Genomic DNA, 2,560 nt, shown 5'->3' on the forward strand with positions numbered 1-2,560 from the left:
GCCGGGTCCGGCGGCTCGACGGGCGGGATCTCCCGGTCCTTCGGCGTCTCCGCCTCGACGCGGGCGTGGCGCGGCGGCACCGCCATCCGCACGACGTCCGCGAACACCCCCGCATACCGGTCCGCGACGGCCCGGCACAGGCTCGCGACCTCGGGCGAGAGCACCGGCTCCGGGGACACCACCTTGTCCACCCAGGCGAGCCTCCCGGTGTGGTCCGACTCCTCCGCGCGCTCGAGGAGGAACCCGTCGACCAACCGCCCGGCGAACCGGACGCGCACCCGCACCCCCGGCACCGCCGCGGCGTCGAGGTGGGTGGGGACCCGGTAGTCGAAGGTGCGGTCGAGGTGGGCGAGCGGCACGTCCACGGCGATCCGCGCGACCGACGCGACGGGTGCGGCGGTCCACTCCCCGCGCGTCCGCGAGGCGGGCGCCTTCCGGACCGGCCGACTCACACCCACCCCCCGCTCACCCCTCACCGCCGCTCATCCCACACCGCAACGCACGAACGGCACTCTCGCTCAGACCTACTGAGCGAGAGTGCCGTTCGGGCAGACGTGGACTCAGGCGCCCGCCGCCGACTTCAGCGCCTCGGCGCGGGAGGTGTCCTCCCACGGCAGCGCGAGGTCGTTGCGGCCGAAGTGCCCGTACGCCGCGGTGGGCGCGTAGATCGGGCGCAGCAGGTCGAGGTCCCGGACGATCGCGGCGGGCCGCAGGTCGAACACCTCGGTGATGGCCGACTCGATCCGCGCGGGGTCGACGTGCGCGGTGCCGAAGGTCTCGACGAACAGCCCGACCGGCGCCGCCTTGCCGATCGCGTAAGCGACCTGGACCTCGATGCGCTCGGCCAGCCCCGCGGCCACGACGTTCTTCGCCACCCAGCGCATCGCGTACGCGGCCGAGCGGTCCACCTTCGACGGGTCCTTGCCCGAGAAGGCGCCGCCGCCGTGCCGGGCGAACCCGCCGTAGGTGTCGACGATGATCTTGCGACCGGTGAGCCCGGCGTCGCCCATCGGGCCGCCGATGACGAACCGGCCGGTGGGGTTGACCAGCAGCCTCACGTTCGAGGTGTCGAGCCCCAGGTTCGCGATCTCCGGCTGGACGATCTTCTCCAGCACGTCGGGCGCGAGCATGCCCTCGAGGTCGACGTCCGCGGCGTGCTGCGTGGAGAGCACCACCGTGTCCAGCCGGACGGCCTTGTCGCCGTCGTACTCGATGGTCACCTGGGTTTTGCCGTCCGGCCGCAGGTAGGGCAGCTCGCCGCTCTTGCGGACCGCGGTCAGCCGCCGGGCCAGCCGGTGCGCCAGCGAGATCGGCAGCGGCATGAGCTCGTCGGTGTCGGTGTTCGCGTAGCCGAACATCAGGCCCTGGTCACCCGCGCCCTGGCGGGCGATCTCGTCCTCGCTGGACTCGACGCGGCTCTCGTACGCGGTGTCGACGCCCTGGGCGATGTCCGGGCTCTGCGCGCCGATCGCCACGTTGACGCCGCAGGAGTTGCCGTCGAAGCCCTTCGACGACGAGTCGTAGCCGATCTCGAGGATCGTGTCCCGGACGAGGCCGGGGATGTCCGCGTACGCCGCGGTGGTCACCTCGCCCGCGACGTGCACCTGGCCGGTGGTCACCAGGGTCTCGACGGCGACCCGGCTCTTCGGGTCCTCCTTGAGCAGCGCGTCCAGGATCGTGTCGCTGATCGCGTCGCACATCTTGTCCGGGTGACCCTCGGTCACCGACTCGCTGGTGAACAGCCGACGGCCCACGTTCGCCACGCCCCACTCCGATCGGTCCGGCACCCCTGTTCGCGGCTGCGAGGTGGGGGGCGCTCTCTAGCACTTACGTCTCAGCCGAGCCTAGTGGACTGGTCGGCGGCACCGATCGGCACGTTACGGGCGGGCGTCACCCTCCTCCGCCGCGCTCGTCCGCCACGCTCGTCCGCCACCTCCGTCCGCCACCCCGTCCGAAGCAGCCGCCCGGGCGTCGGGGCCACGGACGCCGCAGCCCCCGGTCACCGCGCGCAGCCGGCCCCGGTCGCGACCGCTCGCCCGGGGTGCGCGAGCCGGACAGTCTCCCTCGGCGTCGCTACCCGGGGTGATCGTCGCACGGGCGCGCCACCCCTTTCGGGTGGACACCGACCGGGGTCGCGAATCGGTCACGGATCCCCTCGTTGGGCCTCATGACATCGCGAGCCGCCCCGCGACCGGCACCGCCGGACCCTCGCGGGGCGGGCAACGAAACCTCTGGAAGGTGCTCCCCATGAAGGCAAGCCTGCAGCGTCCCAGCCGCGTCGCCGCGGCGGTGGGCGGCGCGGTCGCCGTCGGCGCCGCTGCCCTGATGGCCGTCCTCGCCGGCACCGCGTCCGCCGCCACGCCCGGCGTCTGCACCGACAACGTCAACGTGCGCGCCGAGCCGAAGGCCGACGCGAAGATCGTCGCGGTCTGCGACCGCGGGACCAAGGTGCAGATCGGCGAGGAGAAGGACGGCTTCGTCGAGCTGGAGAACCTCGGCGGCTGGTCGGTCAAGGAGTTCGTGAAGGCCGACGCCGCGGCGCCCGCCGACCCGAACAAGC

Annotated in this window: 3 protein-coding genes; 1 reads left to right on the top strand and 2 read right to left on the bottom strand. The window is 73.2% G+C overall.

Features of this window, described 5'->3' with window-relative positions; genetic code table 11:
- Both H5J29_RS28875 and metK read right to left on the bottom strand, forming a co-directional pair.
- Nucleotides 1–452, bottom strand: a 452-nt coding sequence (locus H5J29_RS28875; RefSeq protein WP_446686501.1) for a primosomal protein N' family DNA-binding protein, incomplete at its 3' end; no start/stop codon positions are given.
- Between the two features lie 108 nt (nucleotides 453–560).
- Complete coding sequence (metK, locus tag H5J29_RS28880; protein ID WP_181784137.1) at nucleotides 561–1,763, bottom strand: methionine adenosyltransferase; 1,203 nt, start codon at nucleotides 1,761–1,763, stop codon at nucleotides 561–563.
- Between the two features lie 484 nt (nucleotides 1,764–2,247).
- On the opposite strand from metK, the gene H5J29_RS28885 reads away from it, so the two are divergent.
- Nucleotides 2,248–2,560, top strand: a 313-nt coding sequence (locus H5J29_RS28885) for an SH3 domain-containing protein (protein ID WP_181784138.1), incomplete at its 3' end; no start/stop codon positions are given.

The organism is Pseudonocardia pini (assembly GCF_013870575.1).
Classification (GTDB): Bacteria; Actinomycetota; Actinomycetes; order Mycobacteriales; family Pseudonocardiaceae; genus Pseudonocardia; species Pseudonocardia pini.